General features: G+C 63.8%; 23 protein-coding genes and 1 pseudogene. 16 read left to right on the forward strand and 8 right to left on the reverse strand.

Going from position 1 to position 26,642, the window contains the following annotated elements; translation table 11 throughout:
- Positions 1–183: 183 nt before the first annotated feature.
- Positions 184–1,248 (reverse strand): polyamine ABC transporter substrate-binding protein, encoded by a 1,065-nt coding sequence (locus NMG70_RS27525; protein WP_254027427.1) that lies wholly within the window; start codon positions 1,246–1,248, stop codon positions 184–186.
- Positions 1,249–1,477: 229 nt separating this feature from the next.
- Here NMG70_RS27525 and NMG70_RS27530 point away from each other — a divergent pair, with 229 nt between their 5' ends.
- The 8 genes from NMG70_RS27530 to NMG70_RS27565 all read left to right on the forward strand — a co-directional run bounded on the left by NMG70_RS27530 (position 1,478) and on the right by NMG70_RS27565 (position 11,352).
- Positions 1,478–2,416, forward strand: a complete 939-nt coding sequence (locus NMG70_RS27530; RefSeq protein ID WP_254027428.1) for a GntR family transcriptional regulator — start codon at positions 1,478–1,480, stop codon at positions 2,414–2,416.
- Between the two features lie 17 nt (positions 2,417–2,433).
- A complete protein-coding gene (locus NMG70_RS27535; protein WP_254027429.1) occupies positions 2,434–3,717 on the forward strand; it encodes a glycosyltransferase in 1,284 nt (427 codons plus the stop codon).
- A gap of 37 nt (positions 3,718–3,754) precedes the next feature.
- Positions 3,755–5,107: a glutamine synthetase family protein gene (locus NMG70_RS27540; protein ID WP_254027430.1), complete on the forward strand. Its 1,353-nt coding sequence runs from the start codon at positions 3,755–3,757 to the stop codon at positions 5,105–5,107.
- On the forward strand, positions 5,107–6,411 hold the full coding sequence (locus NMG70_RS27545) for an NAD(P)/FAD-dependent oxidoreductase (RefSeq protein WP_254027431.1): 1,305 nt from the start codon (positions 5,107–5,109) through the stop codon (positions 6,409–6,411). The genes NMG70_RS27540 and NMG70_RS27545 overlap by 1 nt, the downstream gene beginning before the upstream one ends.
- Before the next feature lie 167 nt (positions 6,412–6,578).
- Complete coding sequence (locus tag NMG70_RS27550) at positions 6,579–7,610, forward strand: BMP family protein (protein WP_254027432.1); 1,032 nt, start codon at positions 6,579–6,581, stop codon at positions 7,608–7,610.
- A gap of 234 nt (positions 7,611–7,844) precedes the next feature.
- Positions 7,845–9,356 (forward strand): ABC transporter ATP-binding protein, encoded by a 1,512-nt coding sequence (locus NMG70_RS27555; protein WP_254027433.1) that lies wholly within the window; start codon positions 7,845–7,847, stop codon positions 9,354–9,356.
- Positions 9,356–10,411, forward strand: a complete 1,056-nt coding sequence (locus tag NMG70_RS27560) for an ABC transporter permease (RefSeq protein WP_254027434.1) — start codon at positions 9,356–9,358, stop codon at positions 10,409–10,411. The genes NMG70_RS27555 and NMG70_RS27560 overlap by 1 nt, the downstream gene beginning before the upstream one ends.
- On the forward strand, positions 10,408–11,352 hold the full coding sequence (locus NMG70_RS27565) for an ABC transporter permease (RefSeq protein WP_236372798.1): 945 nt from the start codon (positions 10,408–10,410) through the stop codon (positions 11,350–11,352). Before NMG70_RS27560 ends, NMG70_RS27565 begins: the two co-directional genes overlap by 4 nt.
- A 52-nt stretch (positions 11,353–11,404) precedes the next feature.
- Here NMG70_RS27565 and NMG70_RS27570 read toward each other — a convergent pair whose 3' ends face one another.
- Together NMG70_RS27570 and NMG70_RS27575 are read right to left on the reverse strand one after the other, a co-directional pair.
- Entirely contained in the window at positions 11,405–13,624 is a 2,220-nt protein-coding gene (locus NMG70_RS27570) for a xanthine dehydrogenase family protein molybdopterin-binding subunit (protein ID WP_254027435.1), read from the reverse strand.
- 3 nt (positions 13,625–13,627) lie between these two features.
- Entirely contained in the window at positions 13,628–14,080 is a 453-nt protein-coding gene (locus tag NMG70_RS27575; RefSeq protein ID WP_254027436.1) for a (2Fe-2S)-binding protein, read from the reverse strand.
- Positions 14,081–14,320: 240 nt separating this feature from the next.
- On the opposite strand from NMG70_RS27575, the gene NMG70_RS27580 reads away from it, so the two are divergent.
- Positions 14,321–15,415, forward strand: a complete 1,095-nt coding sequence (locus NMG70_RS27580; RefSeq protein ID WP_254027451.1) for an AraC family transcriptional regulator — start codon at positions 14,321–14,323, stop codon at positions 15,413–15,415.
- A gap of 204 nt (positions 15,416–15,619) precedes the next feature.
- Here the strand turns inward: NMG70_RS27580 and NMG70_RS27585 are convergent, their stop codons facing one another.
- From NMG70_RS27585 to NMG70_RS27595, 3 genes are all read right to left on the reverse strand, one after another.
- Positions 15,620–15,928, reverse strand: a complete 309-nt coding sequence (locus NMG70_RS27585; protein WP_254027437.1) for a YggT family protein — start codon at positions 15,926–15,928, stop codon at positions 15,620–15,622.
- A 108-nt stretch (positions 15,929–16,036) separates the two neighbouring features.
- On the reverse strand, positions 16,037–17,902 hold the full coding sequence (locus NMG70_RS27590) for a sodium:solute symporter family protein (protein ID WP_254027438.1): 1,866 nt from the start codon (positions 17,900–17,902) through the stop codon (positions 16,037–16,039).
- A 15-nt stretch (positions 17,903–17,917) separates the two neighbouring features.
- Positions 17,918–18,172 carry a DUF4212 domain-containing protein gene (locus NMG70_RS27595; RefSeq protein ID WP_254027439.1) on the reverse strand — a complete coding sequence of 85 codons (255 nt, stop codon included), beginning with the start codon at positions 18,170–18,172 and terminating at the stop codon, positions 17,918–17,920.
- A 302-nt stretch (positions 18,173–18,474) separates the two neighbouring features.
- Here NMG70_RS27595 and NMG70_RS27600 point away from each other — a divergent pair, with 302 nt between their 5' ends.
- Positions 18,475–19,107: a hypothetical protein gene (locus NMG70_RS27600; protein ID WP_254027440.1), complete on the forward strand. Its 633-nt coding sequence runs from the start codon at positions 18,475–18,477 to the stop codon at positions 19,105–19,107.
- Positions 19,108–19,170: 63 nt separating this feature from the next.
- Here NMG70_RS27600 and NMG70_RS27605 read toward each other — a convergent pair whose 3' ends face one another.
- Positions 19,171–21,300 carry a DUF294 nucleotidyltransferase-like domain-containing protein gene (locus tag NMG70_RS27605; RefSeq protein WP_254027441.1) on the reverse strand — a complete coding sequence of 710 codons (2,130 nt, stop codon included), beginning with the start codon at positions 21,298–21,300 and terminating at the stop codon, positions 19,171–19,173.
- Positions 21,301–21,614: 314 nt separating this feature from the next.
- Between NMG70_RS27605 and NMG70_RS27610 the strand changes: the two genes are divergently transcribed.
- From NMG70_RS27610 to NMG70_RS27635, 6 genes are all read left to right on the forward strand, one after another.
- Positions 21,615–22,007: a hypothetical protein gene (locus NMG70_RS27610; protein ID WP_254027442.1), complete on the forward strand. Its 393-nt coding sequence runs from the start codon at positions 21,615–21,617 to the stop codon at positions 22,005–22,007.
- A gap of 202 nt (positions 22,008–22,209) precedes the next feature.
- Complete coding sequence (locus NMG70_RS27615; protein WP_254027443.1) at positions 22,210–22,365, forward strand: hypothetical protein; 156 nt, start codon at positions 22,210–22,212, stop codon at positions 22,363–22,365.
- A 134-nt stretch (positions 22,366–22,499) separates the two neighbouring features.
- Entirely contained in the window at positions 22,500–23,444 is a 945-nt protein-coding gene (locus tag NMG70_RS27620) for an LLM class flavin-dependent oxidoreductase (RefSeq protein WP_254027444.1), read from the forward strand.
- A 500-nt stretch (positions 23,445–23,944) separates the two neighbouring features.
- On the forward strand, positions 23,945–24,895 hold the full coding sequence (exbB, locus tag NMG70_RS27625; protein WP_254027445.1) for a tonB-system energizer ExbB: 951 nt from the start codon (positions 23,945–23,947) through the stop codon (positions 24,893–24,895).
- A gap of 15 nt (positions 24,896–24,910) precedes the next feature.
- Positions 24,911–25,369 (forward strand): TonB system transport protein ExbD, encoded by a 459-nt coding sequence (gene exbD, locus NMG70_RS27630; RefSeq protein ID WP_254027446.1) that lies wholly within the window; start codon positions 24,911–24,913, stop codon positions 25,367–25,369.
- A complete protein-coding gene (locus tag NMG70_RS27635; RefSeq protein ID WP_254027447.1) occupies positions 25,369–26,343 on the forward strand; it encodes an energy transducer TonB family protein in 975 nt (324 codons plus the stop codon). Before exbD ends, NMG70_RS27635 begins: the two co-directional genes overlap by 1 nt.
- Positions 26,344–26,552: 209 nt before the next feature.
- Here the strand turns inward: NMG70_RS27635 and NMG70_RS33090 are convergent.
- Positions 26,553–26,642, reverse strand: a pseudogene (locus NMG70_RS33090) (GIY-YIG nuclease family protein); the annotation flags it as partial.

Consider the following 26,642-nt stretch of genomic DNA (forward strand, 5'->3'; position numbering starts at 1 on the left):
GCCATCTCCCCCTCAAGGGGGGAGATCGGCAGCTTCGCTGGCTGTACGTCAACCCAAGACGTTGCCGATTGGCGAAAGGCTGAAAACCAGCCAATCTCCCCCCTTGAGGGGGAGATGGCCGGCAGGCCAGAGGGGGGCGCGAAGGAACGCAAGCTTGCTTCCCGGAACCGAAACGCCACGCAGTTACTGCGCCGCCTTGATCTCGCTGACGATCTTCGAATAGTCGCGCTGGGCATCGCCGACGTCGCGCAACTGCTCGAACTTGACCAGTTCGGCCACCGGCATGCTCATATTTGGGAACTTGGCGAGGAAATCCGCAGGCAGGCTTTCCATAGCCGGCTTGTTCGGCACCTTGTAGTCGATGTTCTGGGCCGCCCAGGCGTGGTTCTTGGCGTCCAGCATGAAGTTGATGAACTGGAAGGCGGCGTCCTTGTTGGCCGATGCCTTCATCACCACCATCGTGTCGACCCACAGGTCCGAGCCTTCCTTGGGTATGGTGTACTTAATCTGCGGATTCTCGGCGATGCCATAGTTGCACCAGCCATCCCATGCCTGCACCATCAACGCCTCGCCCGAGATAAGCTTCGAATAGAAGGTGGTGTCGTCATAGGCGAGCAAGGTCTTCTTGGCCGAGATCAGCAGGTCCTTGACCTCGGCGAGCTTGGCCGGATCGGTCTCGTTGACCGAATAGCCCTTGGCGAGCTGCCCGGCGGCAAGCAGCCAGCGGTCGGTTGCCAGCATTGTGGTCTTGCCCTTGAGCGCATCGGACGGGGCGAGAAGATCGTTCCAGCTGGCCGGCTCGGTCTTGACCAGGTCCGAGCGGTAGCAGAGGCCGGTCGTGCCCCAGGTGTAAGGCACGGAAAAATTGTTGCCGACGTCGTGGGGCAGCTTGGCCGCCTCGGGATAAAGATTGGCGAGGTTGGGGACCTTGGCGTGGTCGATCGTCTCGATCAGGCCGAGCTTGTTCAGCACTTCGGCGAAGGGCGAGGAGACAAAGACCACGTCATAGCCTTTGCCGCCCGAAGCGACGAGCTTGCCCATGATCTCCTCGTTGGTGGCGTGAACGACAACCTCGCCGGAAACGCCGGTCGCTGCTTTGAAGGCGGCCATGGCATCCGGCGCCATGTAGCCGTCCCAGTTGGAAATGACGAGGTCGGCGGCGGCCGCCGGCGCCGACAGCGCGATGGCGAGGCCAAGAGCGATCGCGGAAGTTTTTAACGAACGGTGCCGCAGGGTGGTGGCGGTCATGACAGACTCCCATTCTGGTTGATCGTCGAATTCAATCATCGGACCAGCGCTTGCGACGCGCTTCGATCCTGTTCCCCGGTCTTTTTATTGCCGATTGAACACACAGTACTATTGCAGAAAAAAGTACGTCAATCCATAATTTGGAAAATCGCCGCGAAATCCAGCCGATCGCGCCCGCAAGGGCAATCGGTTCAAACCGCAGCGGTCGAGCCCGTTCACGAGAAACGCCATGCAAGCCGTTGCCAGACGCCCGCGCACCAATCATCTTGATCTCGCGCAGCGCATTCTCGATGTGGCCCGGCAGCGCGGCTTCGGGGCCGGCGCCCATCTTCCCGAACAGCAGATCGCCTCGCTCTGCAACGTTTCGCGGACTCCGGTGCGGGCCGCGCTACGCCTGCTCACCGAAAAAGGCGTCGTGCGCTGGGAAGCTGAATCCGGCTATCGGCTGGCCGTTGACCTCACCAACCAGGCGTCCGCTGCCACTGATCTGCCAAGCGCCGAGGAGGACGAACTCGCGGAGATGATCCTGCGCGATCGGTCGGCGCGCCGGCTGGATCAGACGGTGACCATCGGCGCGCTGGTGCGGCGCTATGGTGCTGAGCGAAAGACGGTACTAAAAGCGCTAAAGAAACTGACAGATGAAAATCTTCTGGACCGCGCACCGGGACAGGCCTGGCTGTTCAGGCGCGCGCCTGACGATCCAGAGGCACAAGGGGAAAGCTATGAGTTCCGCCTGATGCTGGAACCCGCCGCCATTCTGGCGCCCGGCTTTCGGCTGGACGGGACCCGCGCGGCAGCCTTGCGCCAGGGCATGGAGGCGCTGCTGGCGCTGCCCGACGCCGCGTTCGATATCAGAGAGTTCCAGCGGCTGGACATCGACTTTCACGGCCTAGTCGCCGACGGCGCCGCCAACCGCTTCGTCACCGACGCGCTGTCCGATCATCTCAGGCTGCGCCGGCTGCCGGGGACCTATGCAGGCGTCAACGTCTTCCGGCTGAAGCAATCGCTGCGCGAGCACCTGACCATACTCGACCAACTGGAAAGCCGGCAGTTCGAGGTTGCAGCCGATCTGCTTCGCGTCCATCTGCGATTGTCCCGCAGCCAGCGACCGCAGGCGGCCAGTCGCGGCGCCCCCGCATTGTTCGGCATGATCAGCCGGCCGGATTGACGAGGACCACGAGAACAGTGACGCGCAAAGCCAGCCCGACCATCGCGTTGTTTCCCGAAGCGAGCTTCGGCGCCGCGCTCAATTGCGTCGGCATCGCGCAGGCCTTGCGCGCAAGGGGCGCACGGCCTGTGTTCATCTGTCACGCCGGCTTTTCCGGCGTGTTCGCCGACTATGGGTTTCAGGAATACCAGTTGCCGACCGACGAGCCGCTGACCGACAGCGAACGCCAGAGCTATTGGCAGGCTTTCGTGCGCCGGCATCTGCCGCATTTCAGGCTGAGCCCGATCGACCAGCTCGAAACCTACGTCGCCCCGACCTGGGAAGCGATCGTCGATACCGCGGTCAATGCCGAGGCGCCGCTGCGCCAGTTGCTGGCCAGGCTGAAGCCAGATGCCGTGGTGCTCGACAATGTCATCATGTTTCCAGCACTTGCTGCCGCCGGTTGCCCCTGGGCGCGCGTCGTCTCCTGCGCCGAGACCGAGCTGCCCGACGCCGATGTACCGCCCTATCTGTCCGGGCTCGCCGCCGACGACCCGAGCCGTGCGGCTTTCGAGGCGCGCTACCTGGCAGCCGTCGCTCCGGCCCACGACCGGTTCAACCGGCTTCGGACCGACGCCGGTCTTGCGCCCTTGCCGAAGGGGCTTTTTCTCGAAGCTTCGCCCGATCTCAATCTGCTGCTGACCCCAACCATCGTGCGCAGGCAGCGCGCCGAGCCGCTCGACCCGGCCCGCTTCGTTTATCTCGAAGGCTGCGTCCGGTCGGAAGGGCCGTTCGACGTGCCGATCTTTCCACGCAATGACGGGCCGCTGGTCTATCTCAGCTTCGGCAGCCTGGGCGCGATGGATGTCGGCCTGATCGAGCGCATGCTCGCCGTGTTCGACCGGCTTCCGGCCCGCTTCATCGTCAATGTCGGCGGTCTGCGCGACAGCTATCGCGCGGTTCCTGACAATGTCTATCTCGACGCCTGGTTTCCGCAGCCGTCGGTTGTCGCGAAATCCGATCTCTTCATCCATCACGGCGGCAACAACAGCTTTTGCGAAGCGCTGCGTTTCGGTGTGCCGTCGCTGATCATGCCCTATTGCTGGGATGGGCACGACAATGCGCAACGCGCCGAGGAAACCGGCGTCGGCCGCCACCTCAGCCGCGATGGCTGGAGCGACGACGAACTGGAACTGGCTATCCTTGGCCTAATGGCCGATGGCGAAATGCGCTTTCGCCTCAAGGAGAATGCGGCCACCATGGCACGGGCGCCGGGAACGGACGCCGCCGCCGAAGCCATCCTCGCCCTCGTAAGGACGTGACCTGATGCTCAACACCACGACAACGGATGCACCGCAAATGACCCCGAGGGACGATGCGAAGCGATGGCTGGAGCAGCAGGGGATCACGGAAGTCGAGTGCCTGGTGCCGGATGTGAACGGCGTGTTGCGCGGCAAGGCCTTGCCGACGGCCAAGTTGCTGAAGTCGCTCGAAGACCGCGCGCTTTATCTGCCGAGCAGCGCCTTCCTGGTCTGCATAGACGGCCGCTATTCCGGTTCCAACGACGAGGGCTTCGTCTATCAGGACCCCGACATGCGGATGGTGCCGGATGTTGCGACGCTGTGCCTTGCGCCGGGTGCCGGAGCGGGGAAAGCCTATGTCTTCGCCGATGCGTTTCATATGGATGACCGGCCGTGGATGGCCTCGCCGCGCCATGTGTTGAGCGCCGTGCTCGATCTCTATCGTCAGCGCGGCTGGCGGGCAGTGGTGGCGCCGGAGCTCGAATTCTATCTGACCGCGCCCAATCCCGATCCCGATCGGCCGCTGATTGCGCCGGTCGGCCGCAATGGCCGCTCAGAAACCGTGCAGCACCCCTATGACATGGCGGCGCTGGAGGAATTCGAGCCGGTGATCCGGCGCCTTTATGATTACGCAGCCACGGCCGGGCTGCCGCTCGACACCTTGATCCATGAATCGGGCACGGCGCAGCTGGAGATCAATTTCCTGCATAGCGACGCGCTGCCGCTGGCCGACAAGGTGCTGCTGTTCAAGCGGATGACGCGCCAGGCCGCGCAGCAATATGGCATGCATGCGACCTTCATGGCCAAGCCGGTCGCTGCTCAAGCCGGCAGTTCGATGCATCTCCACATGTCGGTCGTCGACGAGGCGGGGGATACGCTGTTTGCCGGGCGCGACGATGCCGACACCGAAATGTTCGGGCATTTCATCGGCGGCCTGCAGAAATACATTCCCGAGGTGATGCCGCTGTTTGCGCCGAACGTGAATTCGTTCCGCCGCATCCGGCCCAACCACAGCGCGCCCGCCAACATCGAGTGGTCGCACGACAACCGCTCCTGCGGGCTGCGCGTGCCGGCCGGCGGGCGGGCCGCGCGGCGGGTGGAAAACCGGCTGCCCGGCGCCGACGCCAACCCGTATCTGGCGATGGCCGGCTCGCTGCTCTGCGGCTATCTCGGCATCGAGGAAAAACTCTCGCGTTCGCCCGAGGCATCGGGCAACGCCTATCGTAGCAAGAGCACGCTGCCGAAAACCATGGAGGAGGCGCTCGACCGTTTCGCCGCCTGCAGTCCTGTTCGGGACTTGCTCGGCGAGGATTTCGTCCAGACCTATCTGCGCGTCAAGAGCGTCGAGCTCGACCTGTTCCAGAGCGTCGTCACCAGCTGGGAACGCGACCACCTGCTGCTCAAGGTCTGATGATGGGCTTCAATTCCGGCGGGTTCAACTCCGGCCTCGATATCGGCAAATCCTATTATGTCGCAACAGCCAATCCGGCCCCTGATCATCCGGCGCTGCCGGGCGATGTCGACGCCGATCTGGTGGTGGTCGGCGGCGGCTGTACCGGCCTGTCCGCAGCCCTTCATGCCGCCGAGCGCGGGCTGAAGGTGGTTCTCCTCGAAGGCGGCAAGATCGGCTGGGGGGCGTCGGGGCGCAATGGCGGACAGATCATTCCCGGCCTGCGCAAGGGCGCCAAGGGCCTGGTCACGCTTTATGGGCCCGAACGGGCGCGGGCGCTTTTCGATCTCGCCCTCGAGGCACGCGGGCTGGTGCTCTACCTGATCGGGCGCCATGCCATCGATTGCGACCTCAGGCTCACCGGCCATCTGGCCGGTGCGGTCAACGGCTCCGACCTGCGCGACCTGGAGGACGAGGTCGAGTGCCTTGCCAGCGTGATGAACTTTCATGACGTCGAGATGCTGTCGGCAGCGCAGGCGCGTGAAATGGTGAACACACCCTATCACGGGGCGATGTACGAGAAGCTTGGCGGCCATATGCATCCGCTGAACTACACGCTGGGTCTTGCTCGCGCCGCGGCAGCGGCAGGCGTCACCATCCACGAGAATTCGGTGGCGCTGCGGCTGGAGCGGGAACCTTCCATCCGGGTTTCCACGGCCAAGGGCTCGGTCCAGGCCAGGCATGTCGTGCTGGCCGGCGACGCCCTGCTTCAGGGGCTCGAACCGCGCGTCAACAGCCGCATCATGCCGGTCGGCAACTACATCGTCGCGACCGAGCCGCTGGACGACACCAGCGACGTCATCCCAAGCAATGTCGCCGTTTCCGACACACGCTTCGTGGTCAACTATTACCGGCTGTCGGCGGACGGCCGCCTGCTGTTTGGCGGTGGCGAGCGCTACACGCCGTCGCCGCCCGCGGACATTGCCGGCTTCGTGCGGCCGCACATGGAAAAGACCTTTCCGCAATTGCGCGGCCGCCGCATCGAGCATGCCTGGGGCGGGCTGGTCTCAGTGACGACATCGCGCCTGCCGGATGTCGGCCACTATGGCGAGGTCTATTTTGCGCATGGCTATTCCGGCAAGGGCGTGATCCTGTCGACGCTGTCGGGAAAGCTGCTTGCCGAGGCGATTACCGGCGATGCGTCGCGGCTCGATCTGTTTTCGACGCTGAGGCCAATGCCGTTTCCCGGCGGTACCGCCCTGCGCGGCCCGCTCTATGTGCTCGGCATGCTCTGGTACGCCATGCGCGACCGCATCAAGCATTGATCGAAAGCGATCCCCTGCCGCCGTGGTTTTGCGACGGAGGGCGGCCGGCTGCAGCTTCCCGACAAATTTGACCATGTGGACAAAGGTCGGACGCCGATCCATAGTTCCCTCGCTGATAGTTCAAAGAACCAGCCGGCTCGACACGGCGCGAATCAGAGGGGCATGCAATGGAAAACGGGAAGAGCAAAATCCAATCGAAACGCGAAGGACTTTCGCGCCGCAGTTTGCTGGAACTGGGCGCGCTTGGCCTGGCTGCAGCCATGCTGCCGGGCAGTGCCTTGGCGCAGGACAAGAAGCTGAAGGTGGCGGCGATCTTCGCCACGCCGACCGAGGAGCCATGGGTCCACCAGATCCATGTCGCCCTGCAGAGGGCCGAGAAGGAACTCGGCATCGAGTACAAATGGTCGGAAAAGGTGCAGACGGCCGATTTCAGCCGTGTCATGCGCGAATACGCGCAAGGCGGTTATGAGCTGGTTCTCGGCGATGCTTTCGCGGCCGAACGGGAATCCCGCCGCACCGCCAAGCAGTTTCCGAAGGTCGCCTTCCTGTTCGGCTCGGGCGCCGGGCCGGCCGAGCCGAATTTCGCAGTCTTCGACAATTGGATCCACGAGCCGGCTTATCTCTCCGGCCTGATCGCCGGAAAGATGTCGAAATCAGGCACGATCGGCGCCGTTGCGGCGATGGGCATTCCGGAAGTGAACCGGCTGGTCAATGCCTTCTTTGCCGGCGCCCGGGAGGTCAATCCTAACATCAAGAGGAAGGTTGCTTTCATCGGCTCTTTCTTCGACCCGCCGAAGGCCAAGGAAGCGGCTATCGCCCAGATCGACGCTGGCGTCGACGTGATCTATGCCGAACGTTTCGGTGTCATCGAAGCGGCGGTCGAGAGGAAGATCCTCGCCATCTCCAACATGTCCGACCAGTCCAACCTCGGGCCGGACACGGTGATCACCGGCCCGGTGTGGGACATGTATCCGACGGTCGAGCACGCGATCAAGCTGGTCAAGGCCGGCGTCTTCACCGCGCAGGATTACGGCGATTTTTCGCGCATGGCCAAGGGCGGCTCCTTCCTGGCGCCCTATCACAAGTTCGACAAGACGCTGCCCGCCGACGTCAAGGAGCTGGTCGAGAAGAAAAAGGCCGAGATCCTCGACGGCAATTTCCGCGTCAACGTCGACGAGGACACACCGGTTTCGGATTGAATGCTGTCTTTTGGGGTTGGCGCTGCACCCCCTCTGGCCTGCCGGCCATCTCCCCCTCAAGGGGGGAGATTGGCAGCTTCGCCGACAGCGCCTCTTCTTCAGCGTTGACGATTTGCGAAAGCCGAAGTGACATCCGATCTCCCCCCTTGAGGGGGAGATGGCCGGCAGGCCAGAGGGGGGGTGCAGCGCATCCCCGGGATCGTAAGCCATCTCCCACCAGGAGCACCCTTGTCAATGCCCGCCCCTCTCATCGAAATGCGCGGCATCTCCAAGAGCTTCGGCGCCGTCGTGGCGAACGAAGCCGTCGATCTCAGCGTTGCGCCGGGCGAAATTCTCGGGTTGCTCGGTGAAAACGGCGCCGGCAAGACGACGCTGATGAACGTGCTGTTCGGCGCCTATGCGCCGGACGCCGGCGAGATCCTGGTCCAGGGTAGGCCGGTGACGATCAACAGCTCGGCCGATGCGCTCGCCGCCGGCATCGGCATGGTGCACCAGCACTTTCATCTCGCACCGCGGCTTTCTGTGCTGGAAAACCTGCTGATAGGCATTCCCGGAAAGTCGGGCCGGATCGACCGCGCCGGCGGGCTGGCGCGACTGAGAGAGATCGGCCGCCAGCATGGGCTCACGCTCGATCCGGACCTTCCCGTCTCGGCATTATCGATCGGCGAGCAGCAGCGGCTCGAAATCGTCAAGGCGCTGTTTCGCGGTGCAAGGCTGCTGATCCTCGACGAGCCGACGGCGGTGCTGGCGCCGACCGAGGTCGACGGGCTGTTTTCGGCGCTGCGATCGATGGCGGCCCAAGGTCTCGGCATCATCTTCATCTCGCACAAGCTCAACGAGGTCAGGGCGCTGACCCATCGCTGCGTCGTGCTGCGGCATGGCCGCGTGACCGGACGCGTCGATACCCCCGCAAGCACGACATCCTCTGACATGGCGCGGCTGATGTGCGGCCACGAGATCGTTCCGCCGGCCAGGGGACCATCGACGCCGGGTGCCCCGGTGCTGATCCTCGACGGCATCTCGACGTCGCGCCATTCCGGCATGGCGCTGCGCGACGTGTCGCTCTCCGTGCGTGCGGGCGAGATCCTCGGCATTGCCGGTGTCTCGGGCAATGGCCAGCGGGCGCTTGCCGAGGTGATCTCCGGCGTGCTCGCGCCCGATGCCGGGCGGATGACGATAGCCGGCAAAATGGTCTCGCGGTTCTCGCCGCGCGGGGTGCAGGCGCTCGGCCTCGGGCGCATCCCGGAAGACCGCATGACGACCGGGGTGGTCACCAATCTGCCGCTGGCGGATTCGATGGTGCTGCCGCGCATCGGCACAGCGGCGTTCAGCCGCAACGGCCTGCTCAGGCCAGATGCGATCCGCGCTTTCGCCGAAGCGCAGATCAAGGCCTATGACATACGCTGCCCCGGGCCGATGACGCGGGCCGGGGCGCTGTCCGGCGGCAATCTGCAAAAGGCGCTGCTGGCGCGCGAGCTCGCCTTCGACCCAAAGGTGCTGATCGTGTCGCAGCCGACGCGCGGCCTCGATATCGGTGCGGCGCGCTTCATCCACGAAAAGTTCCTCGACATGCGTGCCAGGGGCTGCGGCATCATCGTCATCGGCGAGGACCTCGAAGAGTTGCTCATGCTCTGCGACCGCATCGCGGTGATGTATGAGGGGCGCATTGTCGGCACGCTGGACAGCGCCGCCGCCACGGTTGCGCGGCTCGGCCTGATGATGACCGGGGCGGAGGGCCATGGCTGATGTTCCGCCTCGAAGCCCGCACCTCAACGCCCGCCTGGTTCAACCTGGCTCTGCCGTTGCTGGCGATCGGCGCGACATTGGTGCTGTGCAGCGGCCTCATCGCGCTGGCCGGCGCCGGCGTGATCGAGGCCTATGGCGTGATGTTCGCGGCGTCCCTGGGCGACAGCTACGCGATCACCGAAACGCTGGTGCGCGCAACACCGATGATCTTCACCGGCCTTGCCGTGGCGGTCGCCTTCCGCGCCAAATTCTGGAACATCGGCGCCGAGGGGCAGTTGCTTGCCGGTGCGGTGGCGAGCTGCGCCGTCGGCGCCATTGCGATGCCGGGGCCGCTCGCCATGCTGCTGATGGCGCTCGCCGGCGCCGCCGCCGGTGCTGCGGTCGCCCTGCTCCCGGCGACGCTGCGGGTGAAATTCAAAGTCGACGATGTCGTCAGTTCACTGCTGCTCAACTCGGTCATCTTCTACGCGCTGATGGCGCTGATCGAAGGCCCGTGGAAAGACAGTTTCAGCGGCTACCCGATCTCGCCGCCAATCGAGGATTCAGCCAATTTCCCGGTGCTGCTCGAAGGCACGCGGCTGCATCTCGGCGTCGTGGCGGCTTTCGTGGCCGCGCCGGTCATCTGGTTCCTGATCGCGCGCACGACGCTCGGCTTCAGGATCAGGGTCATAGGCGAGAATCCCGAGGCCGCGCGCTATGGCGGCATCCATGTCGAGCGGGTGCTGATCTCGACGGCGCTGCTGTCCGGCGCGCTCGCCGGGCTTGCCGGTGTCGGCGAGGTCGGCGGCGTGCATTTCCAGGTGATGAGCGACATCTCGCCGGGCTATGGCTATTCCGGCATCGTCGTCGCCATGCTAGCGAGGCTCAACCCGCTCGGCGTGGTGCCGGCGGCGCTCTTCCTCGCCGCCGTCATGACCGGCGCCGAGGCGATGTCGCGGGCCACCGGCGTTCCGGCCTTTCTCAGCGAGGTCATCCAGGGCACCGCGCTGCTCGCCATGCTGGTGGCGCTGCTGTTCACGGCCTATCGCATCCGCCGCGTCGGAGCCGCACCATGAGCGTCGTGCTCGAACAGATTTTTCAGGTCGGCTTCCTGGCCGCGATCATCCGCATCGCCACCCCTTTGGCTTTCGCGACACTGGGCGAGATGTTCTCCGAGCGGGCCGGCGTGCTCAATCTCGGCATCGAAGGCATCATGCTGTTGTCGGCGATGACCGGCTTCACCGCGACCAGCCTCAGCGGCAGCCTGTGGCTCGGGGTGCTTGCGGCGGTGCTGACCGGTGCGCTGATGGGTGCCGTGCATGCGCTGTTTACGGTGGCGCTCGGCCTCAGCCAGCATGTCTGCGGCATCGGCGTCACGCTGTTCTCGTCGGGGCTCGCCTATTTCCTCTACCGGCTGATCTTCGGCCAGCAATCGGTGCCGCCCAGCATCAAGAGTTTCGAAACGCTACCGATCCCTGTTCTCTCCGACATCCCGGTGCTCGGACCAGCGGTGTTCAACCAGTTTTCGCTGGTTTACATGGCGATGGCAGCCGTCCCCCTGGCCGCCTTCGTGCTCTACCGGACGCCGTGGGGGCTGTCGGTGCGCATGGTCGGCGAAAATCCGCGCGCCGCCGATTCGGCCGGCGTCAGCGTCATCGCCACGCGTTTCCAGGCGGTGATCCTCGGCGGCGCGCTGATGGGGCTGGCCGGCGCTTTCCTATCGATGGTGCAGTTCAACGCCTTCACCTTCGGCCTTGTCTCCGGCCGTGGCTGGGTAGCGATCGCGCTCGTCGTCTTCGGCCGCTGGGATCCCTGGCGTTCGGCAGGGGCCGCCCTGCTGTTCGCCTTCGTTGATGCCTTGCAACTGCGCATGCAGGCGAGCGGGCTCGGCCATATTCCCTATGAGGCGTTCCTGATGCTGCCCTTCATCTTCACCATCGTCGCCATGGCGGTGATGTCGCGCAACGCCGTCGCGCCTTCGGCGCTGCTCAAGCCGTTCCGCCGGGAGGAACGCTGACGGGCTGGAGTGAAATGCCGACCGCCATGGCCACAACGAGGCAGCGCGCCCTTCAGGCGTTGAGCGCCGCCAGCACCCGCTCCGGCAGGAACGGATAGTGCCGGAGCCGCACGCCACCGGTGAGCCGCGCCACCGCGTTGGCGATCGCCGGACCGATCGGCGGCAGGCCGACCTGGCCGATGCCCCCGATCGGATCTTCGGGCGTTGGAATCACGGTGACCTTAATATCGGGCGCCTCGGACATGCGCATCACCCGATAGGTGTCGAAGTTCGATTCCTGCACCTCGCCATTGACGATGTTGATCTGCTCGAACAACGCATGGCTGGCACCGCCTGTGATCCCGGTAATCATCAGCGCTTCGATGTTGCGCGGCTGTACCGCTATCCCGGGATCGACAGCGCACCACACGGCGTGCACGCGGATCTCGCCGGTTTCCCGGTCAAGCGAGACCTCGGCGATCTCAGCGCAATGGGAGCCAAAGGCATCGGAATAGGCGACGCCCAGCGCCCGCCCGTCGCGTTGGCGGTCCCATTCCGCCATCTGGGCGACGGTCTCGATGACCTTGCGCGCCCGCGGCTGGTCTTTCAGGAGCTCCAGCCGAAGCGCCACAGGATCGACGCCCTTGGCGGCGGCGATTTCGTCGATGACACATTCGATGCCGAACCTGGTATAGCCAACCCCGACCCCGAACCAGAAGCCTATATCAAGGCCGTTATCCCTACGGATATACTCGATTTGATGCGCGGGGACGGCATAGTTGAAATGAGCGCCCTCCGTCACCACACTGTCGTGGCCGCCTTCGCTCTCGAACAGTTGAGGCATCGTGCGGGCAAAAATGGAATCCGCCACGATGCGGTGCCGCCAGCCGACGATGTTTCCGTCGCCGTCGAGCCCCACCTGCACATGTTGCGCTTCGAGCGGCCGGTACTTGCCATGCTGGACGTCGTCTTCGCGGCTCCAGATGACCTTGACCGGGCGGCCTCGCACCGCCTTGGCCAGCGACACCGCATCGATGATGAAGTCGGCCTCGGCTTTGCGGCCAAAGCCGCCACCGAGCAGGGTGGTGTTCACCTTGACCTTGTCAGGGGTGGTGCCGGTCACCTCGGCGGCAAAGCCCTGGGTGCCCGTTGGGCCTTGCGTCGGCGCCCAGATTTCAACCGTATCGCCGGTCACCAGCGCCGTGGCGTTCATCGGCTCCATGGTCGCATGGTGGACATGGTCGCTCATGTAATCGACCTCGATGACCGTTCCGGCCTTCGAGATCGCGGTCTGTGCGTCGCCTTCCGTGGCAGCGCTGACGCCGGCCTGGGCGAGGTCGCGGCCAACGCTGCGGTACTCTTCCAACAGCCGATCGCTGGTGTAACCACGGATCCGCGATGACGTGGTCCACACAATTTTGAGCAGATCCTTGGCCCGCTTCGTCGCCTCGACCGTTTCGCCGATAATGCCGACGCCGTAGGACAACGGCACGATGTGGGTGATGCCCGGCACGGCCCTGGCTTCCGCACCGTCGATGGTTTCCGGCTGCTCGCCCTGAACGGGCGCCCGCAGCACCGCTCCGTACAGCATGTCCGGAAGCTGCACGTCGATGCCGAAGATTGCGGTGCCGTCGACCTTCGAGGGTATGTCGACACGCGGTAGCGTCAGATTTCCGATATAGCGCCACCGATCGCTCGGCTTCAGATCGGCGTCGGTCACCTGCAGCAGCGGATCCGGAAGCGCGCCGGCCGCGGCGACCTCGCCGTAGTCGAGCGAGCGGCCCGATCGCGCGTGCACGACCCGGTTGGGCTCGGTGGTGAGTTCGTTCACCGGAACATTCAGCATGGCGGCAGCACTCGCCAGGATGACCTTGCGGGTCTGGGCGCCGACCAGACGCAGCATCTTGTAATAACCTCGCGTGGATTCGCTGCCGCCGGTGAGCTGTACGCCGTAAAAGCCAGGGTTGCCGTACTTCTCCGCGTCCGACGGAGCCTGGACGACGCGAACCTTGTGCCAATCGGCATCCATGTCTTCGGCGATGAGCAGCGGCAGCGTCGTCATGATGCCCTGCCCCATCTCGGACGCCGGTGACATGATGGTCACGGTGCCGTCGGCCGCGATGGTCAGCCAGGCGTTCGGCCGGTAACCGCCCTCGACCGCCGGCGCCATGCTGGCGCCCGAGGCGTCCTGGAGCAGGCCGCCGAACGCAACCGCGATGCCGGTGGCGCCGACGGTGATGAGGAAACTGCGCCGCGAGAGCGCTCTGGTGTGAAGCTGCAATCCCTTGGTCATGGCTCAGGCCTCCCGTGCGGCGCGCTGAATGGCGCTGATGATTCGCACATACGTCCCGCAACGGCAGATGTTGCCGTCCATGTGTTCGACGATCTGGTCGCGGGTGGGGTTGGGGTTGCTCTTGAGGAGCGCCGTCGCCTGCATGATCTGCCCGGACTGGCAATAGCCGCATTGCGGCACCTGCTCGGCGATCCAAGCCTGCTGCAGAGGATGGCTGGCGTCCGGCGACAGGCCTTCGATCGTCGTCACCTCCATTCCGGCGACGTCCTGAAGCAGGGTTACGCAGGAGCGCGTCGGCTCGCCGTCAACGTGAACGGTGCAGGCGCCACATTGCGCGATGCCGCAGCCGAATTTGGTGCCGGTGAGTTTCAGATGCTCCCGTATCACCCATAGAAGCGGCGTATCGGGCTCGGCGGCGAGATCCACCGCCCGTCCATTGATCGTGAACGCTGTCATGGCTATTGTTCCTTAACTGGCGCAATCATCCGATTTATTTCAGTGATGATGGCAACTTTATCCGCGTTTCCATAGACCTTCTGTGCTATCCACGGAGATAGCATGTTTGATATTTAGGAATTTTGATTATTACTTCAGATATTTCCACATCGCTGGAAGACGTTGTTATTAAATAGCCGGTTGAGGAAATGCGATCTATGCTGTAAAGTCCATATTATCTTCGCGATCGTCCGGAACGCCATGGATCCACTCTCAGATGTGCTGTCGCTGCTGAAGCCACGCAGTCATGTATCCGCCGGCTTCGATGCGGGTGGAAACTGGTCGATCCAGTTCTCCGACCAGCACGAACGCATCAAATGCTACGCTGTGGTTTCCGGCGGGTGCTGGCTCTCCGTGGAAGGCGTTGCCGACGCCGTGCGCCTGGAGAAGGGGGACTGCTTCGTGCTGCCGAGTGGGCGGCCTTTCCGCCTCGCAAGCGACATGACTTTGACGCCTGTCGAAGCCGGCACGATTTTTCCTCCCGCGCGCGCTGGCGGCGTCGTGACGTACAACGGCGGCGGTGATTTCTTTCTTGTCGGCAGCCGCTTCGCCGTCAGCGGCAATCATGCCGGCATCCTGTTGGGGATGCTGCCGCCCATCGTGCATATCCGCAAAGAAGCGGATCAGGCGGCGCTGCGCTGGTCGGTGGAGCGGATGATGCAGGAACTGCACGAGCCGCAGCCGGGCGGTTTTCTGGTTGCGCAACACCTCGCCCACATGATGCTGGTCCAGGCCCTGCGCCTGCATCTGGCGGAAGGGCTGGGACAGGGCGTTGGATGGTTCTTCGCCCTCGCAGATAGACAGATGGCAGCTGCGATCAATGCCATGCACGACGATCCGGCGCGTCGCTGGACATTGCAGGAGCTGGCGGAGCGTGCCGGCATGTCGCGATCGACCTTTGCCCTGAAATTCAAAGAAATGGTCGGGACGTCACCGATGGAGTACCTGACCAACTGGCGAATGCTGCTGGCGGGCGACAGGCTGGCAAATTCCAGCGATCCAATTTCCGTTATCGCCTTGTCGCTCGGCTACGAGTCAGAAAGCGCCTTCAGCACGGCCTTCAAGAGGGTCATGGACTGTACACCACGGCAATATGGCCGCGGCCGGAATCCGGCTTCCCATTCAAATAGCGGGATGGAAGTCGCCCGCCCCAGCGGTCGAGCCGGAGGGAATGCTCAGCCGCCGCTTAGCGCCCGCATCACGTTCGGCAGCGCCGGCAGCGTCAACAAAACCGTGCCGGCAAGCCAGATGGACGAGACGACGATGCTTCTGGGGTGCGCCGACCAGCGCTCATAGAGCGCGGCCGGCACGCCGGCGAGCATGATGGTCATCGTCGACAGGATAAGCGAACTTGCCATGTAAACAATCTGGCTCAAGGGAGGCGCCCAGCCCGGATACCAGACCGGATAGAACAGGAACACCATCAGCACCCACGGCGAAAAGATGCCGTTGACCATGGCGACCGCCATGACCGGCACAAGAGCGTCTCTGTCCATTGCCTCAACCCGCCTGTGAAGCCATCGGCGCAATGCCGAAATTGATCAGCAAGATCAGATAGCCGACGCGCAAGGCCATAAGCCAGAGCACGCTGAAGACGATCACCACCGGCTGGGTCAGGATCGACGGCGTAATGGTCCGCACGATGCGCAGGAATGGGTCCGTGACGGTCTTGAAGAAGCGCCAGATGTAGTTGTCCCAGCTTTCGGGGACGAAGAGGCCGAGCAGGAGACGCCCCATCAGCGTGTACATCACCGCGGCGAGGATGAAATTCGGTATGTGGAAATACCAGTAGGACCAGGAATCGTTCATGTGGGATTTTCCAGGCAGCGGCGGCGCCGCGTTATGCCAGCGACGTCCCCGAAATGAAAGCGGGGTCCGTCACCGGACCCCGCCTCATGCGCCGATCGCTATGCGCGATCAGGCAATCTTTTCTTCCATCATCTGCTTGCCGCGGGGTACGCGGATTTCCTCGATGAAATCCTGCATATCGCGGGATGGTGCCTTGGTGAGAAGGCTGACAATGATCATCACGGCGAAGCCCACTGGCAGTCCGAAAGTCGCCGACGAGATGTTCTTCACCCCCCACCACAATTCCATGTTCGGCGTCGCCTTGTCGAAATCGGCGCCGTACTGGGTCATCACCAGATAGAAGAGGGTGATGCCGAAGCCTGCGATCATGCCGGCGACAGCGCCCGTCGAGTTGGCGCGCTTCCACCAGACGCCGAGCACTAGCGCCGGGAACAGCCCGCCGGCGGCAAGCGAGAACGCCCACGACACCATCGACAGGATGTCCGACGGCTTGGTCGACGCGACGTAGGCGGCCAGCACCGCGACCATAACCAGCAGGATGCGGGACACGATCAGACGCCGCGACGTAGGCGCATTCTGGTCGATCATCTTGTAGTAGATGTCGTGGCTGAGCGCGTTGGCGATAGCCAGCAGCAGCCCGTCCGCCGTCGACAGCGCGGCGGCAAGGCCGCCGGCGGCGACCAGGCCCGAGATGACGTAAGGCATGCCGGCCATTTCCGGCGTGGCCAGCACGATCATATCGGCGTTGAGGTTGATGTCGGCAAACGAAAGTGCCGTTACGCCCTTTTCGGCGCAGGCCGCGACGATCGCCGCGGTGTCCGTCGCCGCCTTGCCGCAGATCTGCACGAGCGTATTGTCGGCCGCGGCCCAGCGCATCATCCATCCGGCTTTCTCGGCGATGTTTTCAGGCGTCAGGCCCGACGCCACCAGGTCGAGCATCGTCCACTTGGCGAACGCCGCATAGGCAGGCGCGGTGAAGTAGAGGATGAAGATGAACAGCAGCGACCAGGCGACCGAGACACGCGCTTCCCGCACCGACGGGGTGGTGAAGTAGCGCATCAGGACGTGCGGCAGTGACGCCGTTCCGACCATCAGGCAGAGAATGAGCAGGAAGTAGTTCTTGGCGTCATAGCCGCCATGCACGAATGGCGTGATATGATGCACCGTGATGCCCTGCGCCGTCTCAAGCGCGGTGATGTTCGCCAGCGCCTGGCCCTGCATCAATTGCGGGATAGGAATGCCTGTCTTCACCGTGGACATCCAGATGGCGGGGATCAGGTAGGCGATGATCAGCACGATGTACTGGGCGACCTGCGTCCAGGTGACGGCGCGCATGCCGCCTAGCATCGAGCACACCAGGATGCCGGCGAGGCCGACATAGACTGCTACGTTGAAGTCGATGCCAAGGAAGCGAGCCGAGATCAGCCCGGTGCCGAAAATCTGCGCGACCACATAGGTGAACGAGCAGGAGAACAGAACGATCACGCCGATGAAGCGGGCGAGATTGCCGCCATAGCGCGCCGACAGGAAGTCGGGGACCGTGTAGGCGCCGAACTTGCGCAGATAGGGCGCAACGAGGATGGCCACGAGCACGTAGCCGCCGGTCCAGCCGAGCACGAAACCGAGGCCGTCATAGCCGAGCAGGTAGAGCGAGCCGGCCATGCCGATGAAGGAAGCCGCCGACATCCAGTCGGCGCCGGTCGCCATGCCGTTGTAGAGCGCCGGTACCCGACGCCCGGCGACGTAATATTCGCCGACGTGCATGGTGCGGCTCAGGACGCCGATCACCGCGTAAATGACGATGGTAAAGCCCATGAACAGGTAGCCGATTACAACATTTTCGACGCCTATGGCGCTCAAGATAGCCATCAGGATGATGAACGCTATGAAGCCGCCGGTGTAGAGGCTGTAGATGCGGCCGAGATTGGAGGTGAAGTCGCCTCCGCCTGCGGTGGTAGATGTCGTGTTAGCCATTGACGTTCCCCCCGATCAATCTTCATTGACATGATGCTCTTCGTCGATCGCGTTCTGGCGCCGTGCGAACCAGAACAGCATGACGACGAAGGCGATGAGCGAACCCTGGGCGGCCATGTAGAAGCCGAGCGGAAAACCAAAAATGACGATGGTGTTGAGTTGCTCCACGAACATGTGGATGACGTAACCGAAGAACACCCACAGGCCTAGCATGACGAACATGAGGCCCTTGGTCTTGTTCCAATAACTTATGCGGTCTGGCGTCGCCATAGCGTTGAACCCTCCCTTGGTGGCAGCTTGCGAACCGTCTCGACCACAAGGTGCCGTTTAAAGCTTGCCTCTTCCGCTGACGCGGAAGCCCTCCGGCATATGTTGCGGCCAGGTATAGAATCAGCCGACCGTAACTTTGTAGGAGTATCACTTTTTGTCGCAGCTGTTCATACGACTTTAGAATCGATGAGAGGACTGAAGTATCGATGAGAGGACTTGGATCGGCAAGAGGACTGGCGGTGCGGCGTCGCGGAGGCTAAACGGTCAACATCGGTTGGAAACAAAACCGAAGGGAGAGCGCCATGGGCCTGCTGAACGACCTGTTGCCCGAGTTCCTGCGCAAGCCGCAGCCGATCGTCAGCGTCGACGACCTGGCTGACTTCATGGATTCGCGCGCCGCCTTCCTGGCCCAGAAAAGCATCGTCGAGTTCTGCCGCGTCCGGGCAGGGGTCTACTGGCAGAAGCTGTTCAGTGAGAAGGAGTTCCAGGCGGCGCTCAACCATTCACGCTGGCGCGCCTATCCTGCGTGCTTCGCCATCATGGCGGAAATGGTGGAGGGTGCGCTGCGCGAACCCGCCGGCATGCGCCAGCGGGGCTTGCCAGCGGCGCTGGAAAAAGTGGCCCTGGCAAGCTTCTCCAAATATGCCGTTCCGGAGGGCTCGCCCGCCACTTTCTGGGAGGATGCCGCCGAGCTCACACGTCAACGCCTCGCCGCCACGCAGATCGGTCCGCCGCGGCCGGTGCGCGAAATCCCCGAGCCGCTGGCGCGAACGGTTTTCGCGATGGTCCCGATCCACCCCAATCTCCTGACCAACGACTACGACTACATCTTCAACTTCCTGAGAATGAATCTGCTGCGCGCGCATGAGGATTTCCTTGCCCAGGCTGACCGCCGCGCCCTCGTCGACGAGTTACTGGGCGCGGCGCGCATCTGAGTTTTGTTCCGCGCCGATTTCCAAGGCTTCCCCTTCGGCCTCGCGCCGTCCGAGCGTCGCCGGCTATGCGAACATCAGGTCCCGCACCAGGTCGGGTGCTGACTGAAGGCGCTTGATGAGACCCTTGAGCTCTGCCTGCTGCTCGCGCGTCAGGGCATTGATCTCGACGCGGTTGGATACCGGTATACCGGCGTAGATGTCCTGCGTCTGCTGGCCGAGCAGCAAGCCGATCAGCATGGCATGGCCAGCCAGCATCGCTCTCATGTCGCGCTCGCCGCCAAGATCCAGAGCGATCAGTTTTTCGAGCCGGGCACGGGTGCTCCGCTCGCGGATGCGGTGGCGAATAGCAAGCGTGCGTGCGGTCGCGACGATCGGAAAAAGGCCATGCTTCTTGATGTCCAGCCGGCCATTTTCAAGCTGAAAGCCGCCAAAAACAGTGAAGGGATTACCGGTCGTCATCTGCTCGCCGAGAAGCTTCGCGAACACAGGCTCGGCGTGGGCACGGTCATACGCATATTCGATGAACTGCGCGGCCAGCGTCGTGTCGCCATGCACCGGCCTCAGATCGTAGACGATATCGACGTTGAGCAGGTCCTGAGGCCGCAGCCGGCGAACCCAATCCTCGACGCGCCCCTTCCAGGTGTCCAGGCTTCCGCGGAATGCGGCGTTCGCGGCCATTACCCCGCCTTTGCAATACGGCACGCCTGATATGTCGAGCATGTCGGCGAGCTTAGTGCCGAGATTTTTGAACCAGCTGTCTTCGGGCCCGGCCGGTTCGCCATCTGCAAAGACGATTGCGTTGTCCTGGTCGGGGGCCATCAGGCTTTCGCCACGGCCGCCGGAGCCGAGCACGAGCACGGCATAGGCGCAGGGCGGCGGGCCGTGACCTTCGATCTGCATCTGCTGTTCGGCAAGCACGGCGGCGCGGCGGGTAAGCGAGCAAAGTTCGTCGCTGATGATTTCCGCCACCACGCGCGGGTCGATCGCTTCGCCGAGGAGCGAACGTACCACGCCCGGCAGCATCGACCAGCTGGCCGCCAGTTCGGCGGCATCCCTGGCATGCTCGATTGTGTCGTCGAGATCGATGGCAGCGGCGGCGCGAAGCCTCAGCAGGTCACGCGCCGAAAGCACGCCGACCAGCATGCCGCCGTCGTCGCGGACGGCGAGGTGGCGGACTTTCAGCCGATCCATGCGGCCGATCGCCCGATAAGCGAAGGCGGCGGCGCGGATGCTTATCAGCGGTCGCGTTGCGAAGCTTGCGACCGGCATGTCAAAAGCCCGCTCGGCGTCGGACGATATGCGGCGCAGCAGGTCACGCTCGGTAACGATGCCATACGCCTCGATCGCTTGATCCGGCGTTCCGCGCTCGGACACGAGGACCGAGCTGATCTTGCGCTTCACCATGAGGTCGATGACCTGCCTTGTCGGTTTGCTCGACTTCACCACGACTGGCGGGCTACTCATGAGGCTGCCGACGCGATGGCGATAGGCATAGGGATCAACCGGCTGAAACGCGGGAGCCTGGGGTCGCGAAACCGGCTCGGCCCAGCCGGCGCGATGGCCGGCTTCGAGAGCGTCCGAAAGGGCAAGGCAGGCGACTTCGGCCTCTCCAAGTGTTCGGATGTTGCGCTTGCGCAACTCTGGAATCAACGCGGCAAAGATGTCTCCGGCCGCAATCGCATCGCCCAGAGCCGAATGCCGGCCTTCTATCTCCAGGCGAAGCCATGCGGCGATCGTTTCCAGCGAATAGTCTGCCAGATTGGGATTTGCTATGGTTGCAAGAAGCCGGACGCACAGCGCCCGAGGCTTTTTCCAGGGCAAACGGGCGCGTCGGCATTCGCGCTCCAGTACCGCCAGGTCGAAGCCGATCGAGTGGCCGACGAGGATGCGGTCGCCGACGAACTCCTGGAACTGCGCCCATGCATCCGGGAAACTCCCGGCTCCGTCAACATCGGCATCGGTGATGCCGTGGACGAGCGAAGCCTCGGACGGGATTGCTTCACCGGGATCGATGAGCAAATCGAGCTGAGATTGCCGGACGACCTTGCCATGCGCGACACCGATCGCGCCAATCTGAACCACGCGCGCCTTGGTGGCGTCGGGTCCGGTTGTTTCGGTGTCGACGGCGGCAGCCGCAATTGCTATCAGCGGTGTCGCGCCGCTCGCCGGCTTCAATTCCGTCTCTTTCGGCATAGCCCATAGCCTTCCTCTGCCGGATGTCTTGCCGAGACAGCGCCGGTCTGAGACAGCGCCGGTCTGAGACAGCGCTTGTCGATGCCGGAAAGGTTCGATCCTGCTTGGCCTGCAACATAGAGCGCGCCGGCGGGCCGCGTCGATGGCCGTATTTCAGGCTGTTGCGTTTGCAAAGTTGCGCCGGGGAGTTGCGCGCCTGCACGTCCATGCTGAATCCCGAAGGTATATCCGTCCTGGCGGCACATTCGCCTTAAAGTGATTTGATACGGTCGCAACGCTCGCACATTGTCGGCGAGTTTGCTGCCGAGGCGCTGATGGATGAGATCAGGCGGGTTGCTGTGGGGTGCATCGGGCGCGCCGTCATGTTCGGCTCGCTTGCCATCGGCTGTGTCATGGTCGGCTTCTCCTTCAACCCGGTGTCTGCATTTCGCTCCGGCGCGTTCCTCACGCTGACCATGGTTCTGGCGCTGATGTGGAAAGCCACGACCGCAGCCAGCAAGAATCCCAAGCACACCGAAGTCTGGCTCTACCTCGACGAGAAATCGCGCCCAGCCGATGCCTCGGCGCGACGGGTGTTCGGCACCATCATGGGCGACGTTTATAAACTCTACGCCCAGATCGCGCTCGGCGTGGCGGTTGGCTTCTTCCTGCTGTCGATCGTGCTGATGCTGTTGGGTCTGGAAGCTTACAGGCCGCCCGCCAAATAAGCGGCCGCGGCCCATTCCCGCCCTCCGCCTGCATGAACCCGGCGTTTTGCCATCGGGCCGATCGGCCTCGGAAGCGCCGCGCTAAGCAGCAAACGAACCAAATTGTTGTCTGATTGGAGAAAAACATTCTAATAATCGCTGGAAAATAGCACTCGACAAAGTCTACTGATTTTATAGATTAATCGCCGAGACGGAGGTCGACATGTCCTATTTCCAGAACGCTCGGACTGCCCGCAAAGACGAGAGGCTCGGTTCTGAGCAGACTTGGCGGCCGGCTTATGCGGGCGCCTTTGCCTATCTCGTCTTTGCCCTTGCGTTCGTGTTCACCGGGGCAGTCGTTCTGGGTTTTGTTCCCTGACTATGGAGCCCGAGTCATCGGGTCCTGACTTACAGGGGTAGCGATCTGCCGTTTCGCAATATCGGAGTTGAATGAACCGAATGCCGGTGCGCTTTCGCGCGCCCCTTGGCCCCAACGTGATGGAGGAGATGGCAATGCCGATCGAGTTCACGCATGTTCCCGGTAAAACTCACCCGGCCGACCCAACCGCGCCGTTTTTCTACGATTTCGTGGAAACCGCGACAAAGCTGTCGCTGATCGAGGACATCGGTTTCCAGAAAATCGTCGTCGACGATCCGGCCGGGCTGCTGACCAATATGGACATTGCGGCCCGGGCGCTGGACCGCACTTCTTCGCTCGAGATCGTTCTCACGCATTGGGCTGGTGTGATCGAGCCGACGGTGGCGGCACGGCAATTGGCAGCGCTCGCCGCGAAAAGCGGCTGTCGGCTGTCGCTCAGGATGCTCAGCGAGCCGCTCAACGACGACGATGCCGAGGCACGTCCGGTCGGCCACACGCTCGTCTGGCAGCGCGTCGATGAATATCTGGTGCTGCTGAAACGGTTGTGGTCGAACGACAGGCCGTTCGATCATGAAGGCGCCTTCTACAGCGTCAGGGGCGGCTATGTGCCGTGCAACGCGCCGGGTAGTGCCGGCGTGAGCATCCGCATGGGCGGACGGTCCGGAACGGCGCTCAAGGTCGCCGGGCGGCATGCCGATGTCTTCGAGCTGACGCCGGGTTCGCTCGACGAGATCCGGCAATTGATGGAGCGGGTGCGCAATGCCGCCGCCGAACACGGCCGGGCCGGCAAGCTGCGCTTCGCGCTTCCCGTCCGGATCCGTTCGGAGAACAGTGCCTGTTGCCAGAAGGCGGTCGAAATTGCTGGGCCGCCGGCACAGGTCGCGTTGTCGCTGCTCCCTTATGCGGCCCTGGGAATCGAGGAATTCATGATCGTCGGCATCGACAGGCCGCGCGAGATCGCAACGGCGGGCCGTGAAACGATCGCGTTGCTGCGCAACACTCTGGCGCGCCGCGAGGCCGATGTCCTTCAGCCGGGGGCGTTTGCGTCCCGCGCGATCCGGGAAGCACGCGCCGGCTGAACAGCAGCGACTTTGGCGGCGTGACAGCCCCGCTGAAGTCGAACTTTCCTCATAGCGGTTGAAGCTTCCGGCGCTGAGGTCGACGTCGCGGAGGTTCTCCTCGGTCGGGCGGTAGAGCCCTGGGTGGCGACATCGCCGTCGACCGTCCCAAAGCGCTTCCGACGCGTTCCCGAATGTTGATCGGATCGAGAGGGGTGATCGCCTCCTGCGCGACGCGTGGCCGCCAAGCAGCACAGGCAGCGACATTGCCGCGATCAGCAGGTTTGGCGCGCAGTCATTTCGTCTCGAATTTCGACGCGAATCCGGCGTCACGACTTTTTGTTGACTCAAACAGCCGTTTTAATTGTTGACTAGTAAACTCATGTTTCATAGTCAACCGGGCGTTGGCGACGTGCTCAAAGGAATTTTCGGCGTCGAGATTGGCGTGTTTGCGCACCCCGTCACCGGCCAGCCCATCGGCTATGTGCAATGAGGTCGCTGTGGGAATTAGGGAGAAGCCCTTGTCCAGACATGGTTTGATCGCGGCGTTGCTCGCATCCGTCGTCCTGTCGGCCGGCGGCACTGCCGCCCAGGAGCAACCGGGCGCGGCTCCGGCGATCGCGGCGCCGGCTCCCGCGCCGGCAGAGGCTGCGCCGGACGCGGTCGTGCCACCTGCGATGCAGCCCGGCGAGACAACGCCCGCCGAGATCACGCCTACCGAAACCACGCCTATCGAGACCGGTCCTTCGACGGCGACGTCCCTGACCCTGCCGCATGATCTGTCGCCATGGGGCATGTTCATGGCGGCCGACATCGTCGTGAAAGCGGTGATGATCGGGCTTGCTTTTGCGTCCTTCGTCACCTGGACGATATGGCTGGCCAAATCGCTGGAGATCCTCGGCGGCAAGCTGCGCGCCCGCCGCGCGGCACAAGCGATCGGCAATGCCGCCACGCTGAACCAGGCCGGGCGCGCGCTTGGCCACAATAGCGGTCCTGGCGCCCTGCTGGTGCGGGCAGCCGAAGAAGAGACCGCGCTTTCGGCCGGCTCGCTCGACCATGTGTCCGGCGACGGGCTGAAAGAACGGGTCACCTCGCGCCTGTCGCGCATCGAGGCGGCGGCGGCGCGGCGCATGTCGCGCGGCACCGGCGTCTTGGCGACGATCGGCTCGACCGCGCCCTTCGTCGGCCTTTTCGGCACCGTCTGGGGCATCATGAACGCCTTCATCGGCATCTCGCAGGCGCAGACCACCAATCTCGCCGTCGTTGCCCCGGGCATTGCGGAAGCCTTGCTGGCCACCGCGATGGGGCTTGTCGCGGCGATCCCGGCGGTGGTCATCTACAACGTCTTTGCGCGATCAATAGCCGGCTACAGGCAGATCCTCGCCGACGCGTCGGCAGGGGTCGAGCGGCTGGTCAGCCGGGATCTGGATTTCCGCACGGTCGCGCCGGCAAAGCAGATGGCCGCGGAATGAACACGGACCGACGCCATGGCGGCTAGAATTCGAGAGAACATCGACGACGATCTCGAGGAAAATCACGAGATCAACGTCACGCCGTTCATCGATGTGATCCTGGTCCTGCTGATCATCTTCATGGTCGCGGCGCCGCTGGCGACGGTGGACGTCAATGTCGACCTGCCGGGCTCGACCGCAACGCCGGCTCCCCGGCCGGAGACGCCGCTGTTCCTGACGCTGAAAAACGATCTCAGCCTGGCGATCGGCAACGACAGCGTGCCGCGCGCAGCCTTCGCGGCCGCGCTGGTCGGCAGGACAAAAGGCGACAGGCAGACGCGCATCTTCCTGCGCGCCGACAAGGCGGTCGGCTATGGCGAACTTATGGAGGTGATGAACGTTTTGCGGGGCGCCGGTTATCTGAAGATCGCGCTGGTCGGCCTTGAGGCGGCGCCTGGCGATGCCGCGGCGCCGCAAGTCGGGACGGGCCAATAATGTCGCCGGCAGCCGCCCTGCCGATGGCCGATCAGCGGCGTTTCGGCGTGCGCGAGATTGCCTGGTGGGCGGGCGCGGCTGCGCTGGTTCTGGTGGCGCATGCCGCGATCGCCTATGCGATGCAGAGCTGGCGCCCGGCCGAGCCCGATGGCGGGCCGCCGCAGGCGCAGGTGATCGAGCTGTCGCCGATGGCGTTCACGCCGGCCGAGCCGGCGCCGCTGCCGGATGAGATAGCGCCCGATCAGCCGGACCCGGTCGAGGAGCCCGTGGCGGAAACGGAGCCTGCGCCCGAACCGCCCGTCGAGCGGGCAGAGCCGGTCGCCGTGCCGTCGGAAACCGCTCCGGCCGACACAGTCGAGCCCACGCCGCCGACCATGGCCGAACGGGTCGACCAGCCGCCGCTCGAGGAGGTCGTGTCCGACATTGCCGAGGCCGTCACGCCGGAAGTGGTCATCCCGCTGCCGCAGCCGAAACCGGTCGAGGCACCCGTCGAGGCCAAGCCAAAGAAGCAGGCAAAGGCCAAGGTGAAGGAGCCGGCTGAGGTCAAAGCCAAGGAGCCGGTCGAAGAGGCCAAAAAGCGCCCGAAAAAGGAGAAAGCCGCACCGCCCCGGACGACGGCCAGTGTCGCTGCGAATCCCGCGGCCAGGGCGGCGGCACCGAAATCGGCCAAGGCGGCGTCCAGACGCGGCAACTTGCCCAAATGGGACTCGCAGTTGAGTGCGTGGATAAGACGGCACACAGATTATCCGAGGGCCGCGAAGGCCCGGCGCGCGGAAGGCAGTCCGAGCGTGACATTTACCGTCGACGCTTCCGGCCGAGTCCTATCCGCCCGGCTGGCTCGTTCCTCGGGCGATCCGGACCTGGATCGTGCGGCGCTCAACGTACTACAGGGTGCCTCGGTGCCCGAGCCGCCGCCGGAACTCGGCTCCCGCATAACTCGCACGGCGCCGTTCTCGTTCGCCCTGCGCAACTAAGTTCCTCGGCACAGTGATTTTGACAGGTCTGGGCCGGCAGCGAACGTCGACAATTCCGTCCAGTGGCAAACCGCCATCCTCTAGGATTAGCCGAATCATCCTCCACTTCGTCATCCTAGGGCGAAGCAAGGAGCGAAGCGACGCGGCGCAGACCCTGGGATCCATTCCGTGACATCAGCCGAACAATGCTGCGGCCCAGAACCGAACGCCTACCACCCGGTCCCGCGAAAAAGCTCGAACCATTCTGGATTGGTCTTCTCGATCAACTCGATCTTCCATTGGCGCGGCCAGCGCTTCAG

This window comes from Mesorhizobium ventifaucium, assembly GCF_935822925.1.
Lineage (GTDB): Bacteria > Pseudomonadota > Alphaproteobacteria > Rhizobiales > Rhizobiaceae > Mesorhizobium > Mesorhizobium ventifaucium.

Coding starts and splice junctions, on each gene's coding strand:
- NMG70_RS27525 (WP_254027427.1), bottom strand. CDS start 1,248: ATGACCGCCACCACCCTGCGGCACCGTTCGTTAAAAACTTCCGCGATC.
- NMG70_RS27530 (WP_254027428.1), top strand. CDS start 1,478: ATGCAAGCCGTTGCCAGACGCCCGCGCACCAATCATCTTGATCTCGCG.
- NMG70_RS27540 (WP_254027430.1), top strand. CDS start 3,755: ATGACCCCGAGGGACGATGCGAAGCGATGGCTGGAGCAGCAGGGGATC.
- NMG70_RS27545 (WP_254027431.1), top strand. CDS start 5,107: ATGATGGGCTTCAATTCCGGCGGGTTCAACTCCGGCCTCGATATCGGC.
- NMG70_RS27550 (WP_254027432.1), top strand. CDS start 6,579: ATGGAAAACGGGAAGAGCAAAATCCAATCGAAACGCGAAGGACTTTCG.
- NMG70_RS27555 (WP_254027433.1), top strand. CDS start 7,845: ATGCCCGCCCCTCTCATCGAAATGCGCGGCATCTCCAAGAGCTTCGGC.
- NMG70_RS27560 (WP_254027434.1), top strand. CDS start 9,356: ATGTTCCGCCTCGAAGCCCGCACCTCAACGCCCGCCTGGTTCAACCTG.
- NMG70_RS27565 (WP_236372798.1), top strand. CDS start 10,408: ATGAGCGTCGTGCTCGAACAGATTTTTCAGGTCGGCTTCCTGGCCGCG.
- NMG70_RS27570 (WP_254027435.1), bottom strand. CDS start 13,624: ATGACCAAGGGATTGCAGCTTCACACCAGAGCGCTCTCGCGGCGCAGT.
- NMG70_RS27575 (WP_254027436.1), bottom strand. CDS start 14,080: ATGACAGCGTTCACGATCAATGGACGGGCGGTGGATCTCGCCGCCGAG.
- NMG70_RS27580 (WP_254027451.1), top strand. CDS start 14,321: ATGGATCCACTCTCAGATGTGCTGTCGCTGCTGAAGCCACGCAGTCAT.
- NMG70_RS27585 (WP_254027437.1), bottom strand. CDS start 15,928: ATGAACGATTCCTGGTCCTACTGGTATTTCCACATACCGAATTTCATC.
- NMG70_RS27590 (WP_254027438.1), bottom strand. CDS start 17,902: ATGGCTAACACGACATCTACCACCGCAGGCGGAGGCGACTTCACCTCC.
- NMG70_RS27595 (WP_254027439.1), bottom strand. CDS start 18,172: ATGGCGACGCCAGACCGCATAAGTTATTGGAACAAGACCAAGGGCCTC.
- NMG70_RS27600 (WP_254027440.1), top strand. CDS start 18,475: ATGGGCCTGCTGAACGACCTGTTGCCCGAGTTCCTGCGCAAGCCGCAG.
- NMG70_RS27605 (WP_254027441.1), bottom strand. CDS start 21,300: ATGCCGAAAGAGACGGAATTGAAGCCGGCGAGCGGCGCGACACCGCTG.
- NMG70_RS27610 (WP_254027442.1), top strand. CDS start 21,615: ATGGATGAGATCAGGCGGGTTGCTGTGGGGTGCATCGGGCGCGCCGTC.
- NMG70_RS27615 (WP_254027443.1), top strand. CDS start 22,210: ATGTCCTATTTCCAGAACGCTCGGACTGCCCGCAAAGACGAGAGGCTC.
- NMG70_RS27620 (WP_254027444.1), top strand. CDS start 22,500: ATGCCGATCGAGTTCACGCATGTTCCCGGTAAAACTCACCCGGCCGAC.
- exbD (WP_254027446.1), top strand. CDS start 24,911: ATGGCGGCTAGAATTCGAGAGAACATCGACGACGATCTCGAGGAAAAT.
- NMG70_RS27635 (WP_254027447.1), top strand. CDS start 25,369: ATGTCGCCGGCAGCCGCCCTGCCGATGGCCGATCAGCGGCGTTTCGGC.